This is a genomic window from Azonexus hydrophilus (genome assembly GCF_001956855.1).
In the GTDB taxonomy this organism is placed as follows: domain Bacteria; phylum Pseudomonadota; class Gammaproteobacteria; order Burkholderiales; family Rhodocyclaceae; genus Azonexus; species Azonexus hydrophilus_A.
Map to the genome: position 1 here is coordinate 456,212 of NZ_MTHD01000004.1, position 6,280 is coordinate 462,491.

Genomic DNA, 6,280 nt, shown 5'->3' on the forward strand with positions numbered 1-6,280 from the left:
CGTCCTTAACAACAGCCCGCCGCCGCGGCGCTAGAATGCGGGCATCTGATCCTGCCCGGAGTTTCCACCTCATGTCCGAACCGCTCTACCTCGCCAAGGCCGGCGATTCCTATCCCGCGCTGCTGCCGCAGATGACCAACCGCCACGGCCTGATCACCGGCGCTACCGGCACCGGCAAGACGGTGACGCTGCAGACGCTGGCCGAACGGCTGTCGTATATCGGCGTGCCGGTGTTCATGGCCGACGTCAAGGGCGATCTGTCGGGCGTGGGCGCTGCCGGCACCGTTTCGCCGAAGCTGCAGAAGCGCATCGACGAGTTGGGCATCGAGGGCTATACCAATTACGCCAATACCGTCGCTTTCTGGGATGTGTTCGGCAATAACGGCGTGCCGGTGCGCGCTACCGTCTCCGACATGGGGCCGCTGCTGCTGGCGCGGCTGCTCAACCTCAACGACACCCAGTCCGGCGTGCTGCAGATGGTGTTCAAGATCGCCGACGACCAGGGGCTGCTGCTGCTCGATCTGAAGGATCTGCGGGCAATGGTCCAGCATGTCGGCGACAACGCGGCGCAGTTCAAGACCGAGTACGGCAATGTGTCGACGGCGTCGATCGGCGCCATCCAGCGCGGCCTGCTGACGCTGGAAGAGCAGGGCGGCGATGTCTTCTTCGGCGAGCCGATGCTCGACATCAACGACCTGATGCAGGTGGACAGCAACGGCCGTGGCGTCATCAACATCCTCGCCGCCGAGAAGCTGATCCACGCGCCGGCGCTGTATTCGACCTTCCTGCTCTGGCTGCTCGCCGAACTGTTCGAGCAACTGCCGGAAGCCGGTGATCTGGACAAGCCCAAGCTGGTGTTCTTCTTCGACGAGGCGCACCTGCTGTTCGATGGCGCGCCGGATGCACTGGTTAACAAAGTTGAGCAGGTGGTGCGCCTGATCCGCTCGAAGGGCGTCGGCGTGTTCTTCGTTACGCAGAACCCGCTCGATGTGCCGGAAAAGATCCTCGGCCAGCTCGGCAACCGCGTCCAGCACGCGCTGCGCGCGTTCACGCCGCGCGACCAGAAGGCGGTGCAGTCGGCCGCCGAGACGATGCGCGCCAACCCGAATTTCAATGCTGCCGAAGTCATCACCGAACTCGGCGTCGGCGAGGCGCTGGTTTCTTTCCTCGATGAAAAAGGCCGGCCGAACATCGTCGACCGCGCCTTCATCTTCCCGCCCGCGTCGCGCCTCGGCCCGCTGACCGAGGACGAGCGCAAGGCCTGGCTCGATGCTTCGCCGATGCTGGCGACTTACGGCACCACGGTCGACCGCGAATCGGCTTACGAAATCCTGCGCGGCCAGCCGGCAACGACGAAGAAGTCCGGCCCCGGCGCCATCCCGGCACCGGCCGCCCCCGGCGCGCCGGCCCGGCCGACCGCCAGCCCGCGCCCGCAACCGAGCCCGGCGCCAGCGCCCGCAGAAGAATCCGGCGGCGGCCTGCTCGGCGGGTTGGGCGATCTCCTGGGCGGCACCACCGGCCCGCGTGGCGGTCGCCGCGAAGGCGTGCTCGAGGCGGCGGCGAAGAGTGCCGCGCGCAGCGTCGCCGGCACCGTCGGCCGCGAACTCGGCCGGCAGATCCTGCGCGGCGTGCTCGGCTCGATAATGGGCGGTCGGCGCTGAGTTGCGCCCGGACACCGGCAAAATCCGCGAATGGCCGGCTGGCGCCACTGTTTGCGCTCGCCTTCGTGGTTTTTGTCGGTTTTCTGGTGTGGACCGCAAGATTGCCGGCGCTGATCCTCGGCCTCTACCTGGGCGCCAGCGTCGTCGCCTTTATCGCCTACGGCTTCGACAAGTCGGCTGCCGTGCACAATCGCTGGCGCACACCTGAACGAACGCTGCACCTGGTCGCACTGCTCGGCGGCTGGCCGGGCGCGCTGGCGGCGCAGCGGCTGTTGCGGCACAAGTCAGCCAAGCCGTCGTTCCAGATGATGTTCTGGCTGACCGTGCTGCTCAACTGCGGCGCACTCGGCTGGCTGCTATCGGCGGGCGGTGTGCCGCTGTGGCAGCGCTGATTCATCCAACATCGCGAGGCGCGTAGCGATGCGGCGATCCGGGCTGTTCCGGATTGCTATGGCTGACGGTCATTTTTGTAGCCGGAGGGCGGTCGACCGCAATAAAATGGCGAGCCAATCTTTTCGTCATAACCTGCGAGAACCCCATGACCCGACTCCGCCTGTTGATCGCCGCCCTGATTTTTTCTGGCACTGCCGCCGCCATCGCCGAACCGGCGAGTGAAGCGTCGATCCGCGAACTGCTGACCGTCACGCAGGCACGCGAACTGAGCGATGGTATGAACACCCAGCTCGACGAGTCGATGAGCGCCGGTATCCGCATGGCCCTCGGCGACCGCAAGCCGACGCCGAAGCAGCAGCGGGCGATCGACAACATGAAGGACAAAATGCTGGTGGTGATGCGCGGCGAGCTCGCCTGGGAGCGGATGGAGCCGCTGTACATCCGTGTCTATCGCGAATCGCTGAGCGAGGAGGAGGTCGCCGGCATGCTCGAGTTCTACCGGACGCCGGCTGGTCAGGCGCTAATCCGCAAGATGCCGCTGATGATGCAGAAGATCATGCCCGAGATTCAGGGTCTGATGAGCTCGGCGATGCCGAAGATGCAGCAGGCCCAGCGCGAGTTCATGGCCGAGATGAAGGCTGCCGGGGAATAACACGGCCATGCACGACCTGCCGCCCCTGCACGCACTCCCCGCTTTCGAGGCGGCGGCACGCCTGGGCAGTTTCCTGGCGGCGGCGCAGGCGCTGCATCTGACGCCGTCGGCGATCAGCCATCGCATCCGGCTGCTTGAGGCGCACCTCGGCCAGCCGCTGTTCGAACGCCGGCACCGGGCGGTTGCGCTGACGCCAGCCGGGCGCCGTTATCTTGCCGTCGTCCGCGACGCGCTGCTGCGCCTCGACGAGGCCAGCGCCCAGTTGCGGGCGCCGCAGCTCGAACGGCTGCGTATCTCGGCGGCGCCGGCGCTGGGCAGCCGCTGGCTGGTCGGCCGCGTCGCCACCTACCAGGAGCAACACCCCGAGCTCGAATTCACGCTGTCCACGGCCACCGGCCTCGGCCCGCTGCTCGCTGGCGAAGCCGATCTCGGGCTGCGCTACGGCGAGGAGGAATGGCCCGGCCTGCTCGCCTGGAAGCTGTTCGAGGAGCGCATCTTTCCCGTCTGCAGCCCGGCGCTGGCGGGCGGACTGAAGACGCCGGCCGATCTTGACCACTGCCGCCTGCTGCGCCATCCGCTGCTTTCGTGGCAGCGCTGGTTCGCCGCTGCCGGCCTGAACCGCGGCGAACCGGCCAGCGGCCCGCGTTACGAGGATGCGCTGCTGATGCTCGAAGGTGCTGCTGCCGGCCACGGCGTCGCGCTGATGGCGGCCAGCCTGGCCGAACCCTGGCTGGCCGACGGCCGCCTGTGCCGCCCGTTTGCCGCCGATTGCCCAGACCGCAGCTTTTACGTGGTGGCACCGCCGGCGATCCAGGAACGACCGGCGACGATGGCTTTCATCCGCTGGCTGGTGCGCGATGCGCACGCCGCTCAGGCGGCGGCGAATCCGGTCAAGGCCGCGGCCAGCGCCGCAATCACCGGCGACCAGCCGCCACCGGCCGGCTGACGGAACAGGCGGACAACGCCCGGATACCACGGCGAATCGTCGCGCCCGGCCAGCCAGCGCCAATCGGTCTGGTAGTCGGGCAGCAGCACCCAGCAGGGTTTGCCGAGCGCGCCGGCAAGGTGGGCGGCGGCGGTGTCGACGGTGATCAGCAGATCGAGATTGGCGATGATCGCCGCGGTGTCGGTGAAATCGGCGATCCGGCTGCCCAGGTCGACGATGCTGAAAGGTCGCCCGGGATCGCCCGCCTCGTCTTCGCCGGCACCTTTCTGCAGGCTGTAGAAACGCAGCCCGGGAATGCCGGCCAGCGGCGCCAGCGTGTGCAGCGACGGCAGCGAGCGCTCGCTGTCGTTCTCGAAACGCGGATTGCCCTTCCACACCAGACCGACCCGGCGCCCGGCGCCATCGCCCATGCGCGCGGCCCAGGCGGCGACCAGCGCTGGCTCGGCGGCGAGGTAGGGGATGTCCGCCGGGATCGTTTCCAGCCGGGTCTGCAGGTGATGCGGCAGGCTCAGCGGCGGCGTCCAGTAGTCCCAGCTGTCGGCCGGCGCCGGATCGCCAACGGCGAGAACTTCGTCGACACCGGGCAGCGTGCGCAGCAGGCGGGCCAGCGGCGGATGACAGAGCACCGACACGCGCCGGGCACCGGCCGCCTTGAGCAGCGGCACGTAGCGGCAGAACTGGATCATGTCGCCGTGACCGGCTTCCGGCCCGATCAGCAGCGACTTGCCGGCAAGCGCCTGGCCATGCCAGCGCGGCAGCGCCAGCGCCTGCTCCGTCGCGGCCAGCCAGTTGCGCGCTTCCATGCACTCCCAACCCTCGGCGTAGCGCCCCTGACGCAGCAGCACGTAGGCGAGGTTGAAGCGGGCATTGGCGAACTCCGGGGCGAGCGCCATTGCGGTCCGATAACATTGCTCGGCCTCGGCTTCCCGCTTGCAACTGGCGAGCAGCACGCCGAGATGGGTCCACGCCTGCGCTGATTGAGGATCGGCCTGCACAGCCCGGAGATAGATCCGCTCGGCTTCGGCAAAGCGCCTTTGGCTGGCGAGCAGGCCGGCGTAATTGACCAAGATCTGGCATTGCCCCGGCGCCAGTGCGACCGCCTGCCGGTAGCTGGCCTCGGCATCGGCCAGACGACCAGCCTGCTCCAGCGTCAAGGCCAGGTTGGCGTGGGCTTCGGCCAGCGTTGGCGCCAGCCGCAGGCTCTCGCGCAACAGGGTCTCGGCAGCGGCAAGATCGCCGTCGCTCAGGCGCCGGGTGCCGGCCGCAAACAGGGCTTCGGCATCATCCGCCATCGCCTCAGCTCCGCCGGGCCGGGGCCATGCGCACGCTGTCACGGCCGGCCGCCTTCGCTTCGTAGAGTGCCGCGTCGGCCTGTGCGATCAGGCTGTCGGATGAATCGCCGGGACCGGGCACGCCGCACCACAGCCCGCTGCTGAAGCGGTAAGACAGCACCAGGTCACCGAAGCACGCCGGCTGCGCGGCGACAGCGGTGCGCAGTTCGTTGATCACCGTCAACGCCCCGTCGCCGCCGGTATCCGGCAACAGGATCAGGAACTCCTCGCCGCCGTAACGACCGATTTCATCGGACTGGCGCAGACGCTGGCGCAACAGCGCGGCTGCCTGTTGCAGCACGGCGTCGCCGGCGAGATGACCGTGGGTGTCGTTGACCAGCTTGAAATGATCGATGTCGAGCAGCGCAATCGTCAGCGCCGTGCCGGCCCGGCGCGAACGCTCCAGCTCGCGTTCGAACGTTTCGAGGATGGCCCGCCGGTTGGCAATGCCGGTCAGCGCATCGTGCAATGCCATGTCGCGCAACGCCGCCTCGCTGCGTTCCTTGGCCATCAGCACCAGACCGAGCGAGAACATCATCACGGTGACGGTGCCGATGCTGACCGAGACCGTCTGGCGCAGGTTGCTGACGTTGTAGGGCAGATCGGCGGCGGCGCCGGTGGCAATGGCGGCAACGCGCAGCAGCAGACCGATCAGACTTATGCCGCCACCGATCAGCAACAGCAGGTAGGCACGACCGCCGTTGCGGGCGTAACGCCAGGTCCAGGCCATGATCAGCAGACATTGCAGGATCAGCACCAGACAGGCGGCAAACATCCGCGGCTCGCGGGTGTCGATCAGCGCCGTCAGCGCCACCGCCATCAACAGCGGCAGGCTGAAGATGCGCGCCCACGGCACCGGCTGGCCGTGGATGCGCAGCAGGCTGGCGGCGTAGAAGGCCAGCGCCAGCGCCAGCAGCGTGTTGCCAACACCGTAGGTCAGCCACAGCGGCACCTGGCCGTAGAGCGTGAAGCAACAATAGGCGAGCGCGTGCGCCAGCAGTCCGGCGCCGCCGGCACGCATGCCATCCCGCTTGTTCTCCTGGCCGACCAGGATCAGGCAGAAGGCCATGATCAGCGCCACCAGGGCCACCGAAGCAAAGATCGTCGGGGTGTTGAATATCATGCGTGAAGGATAACGGTCTGTGTCGCAGAAGACGAGCCACCCCGTCAATAACCCGGGGGCTACGGATGAACTTCATTCATTCGACACGCAAATAATTCGTTTGAATTCACTCGTTGGCGACCGCATCCTGAGTACACCGCTCCTCTCCGCCGCGCCCCGCCCACCCGGCAACGG

6 protein-coding genes are annotated in these 6,280 nt (G+C 67.7%); 4 read left to right on the forward strand and 2 right to left on the reverse strand.

Annotation, left to right across the window (positions count from 1 at the left end; translation table 11 throughout):
- The first annotated feature begins 71 nt into the window (after window positions 1–71).
- The 4 genes from BJN45_RS13510 to BJN45_RS13525 all read left to right on the forward strand — a co-directional run bounded on the left by BJN45_RS13510 (window position 72) and on the right by BJN45_RS13525 (window position 3,652).
- On the forward strand, window positions 72–1,661 hold the full coding sequence (locus tag BJN45_RS13510; RefSeq protein ID WP_076096057.1) for a helicase HerA-like domain-containing protein: 1,590 nt from the start codon (window positions 72–74) through the stop codon (window positions 1,659–1,661).
- 86 nt (window positions 1,662–1,747) lie between these two features.
- Window positions 1,748–2,053: a DUF1294 domain-containing protein gene (locus BJN45_RS13515; protein ID WP_240494571.1), complete on the forward strand. Its 306-nt coding sequence runs from the start codon at window positions 1,748–1,750 to the stop codon at window positions 2,051–2,053.
- A gap of 146 nt (window positions 2,054–2,199) precedes the next feature.
- On the forward strand, window positions 2,200–2,706 hold the full coding sequence (locus BJN45_RS13520; protein WP_076096061.1) for a DUF2059 domain-containing protein: 507 nt from the start codon (window positions 2,200–2,202) through the stop codon (window positions 2,704–2,706).
- Between the two features lie 7 nt (window positions 2,707–2,713).
- The gene (locus BJN45_RS13525; RefSeq protein ID WP_076096062.1) at window positions 2,714–3,652 is read left to right on the forward strand and encodes a LysR substrate-binding domain-containing protein; all 939 of its coding nucleotides are present in this window, start codon (window positions 2,714–2,716) and stop codon (window positions 3,650–3,652) included.
- Here BJN45_RS13525 and BJN45_RS13530 read toward each other — a convergent pair.
- Window positions 3,577–4,944 carry a tetratricopeptide repeat protein gene (locus tag BJN45_RS13530; protein ID WP_076096064.1) on the reverse strand — a complete coding sequence of 456 codons (1,368 nt, stop codon included), beginning with the start codon at window positions 4,942–4,944 and terminating at the stop codon, window positions 3,577–3,579. The genes BJN45_RS13525 and BJN45_RS13530 overlap by 76 nt on opposite strands.
- Before the next feature lie 4 nt (window positions 4,945–4,948).
- The gene (locus BJN45_RS13535) at window positions 4,949–6,106 is read right to left on the reverse strand and encodes a GGDEF domain-containing protein (protein ID WP_076096066.1); all 1,158 of its coding nucleotides are present in this window, start codon (window positions 6,104–6,106) and stop codon (window positions 4,949–4,951) included.
- Between the last annotated feature and the right edge of the window lie 174 nt (window positions 6,107–6,280).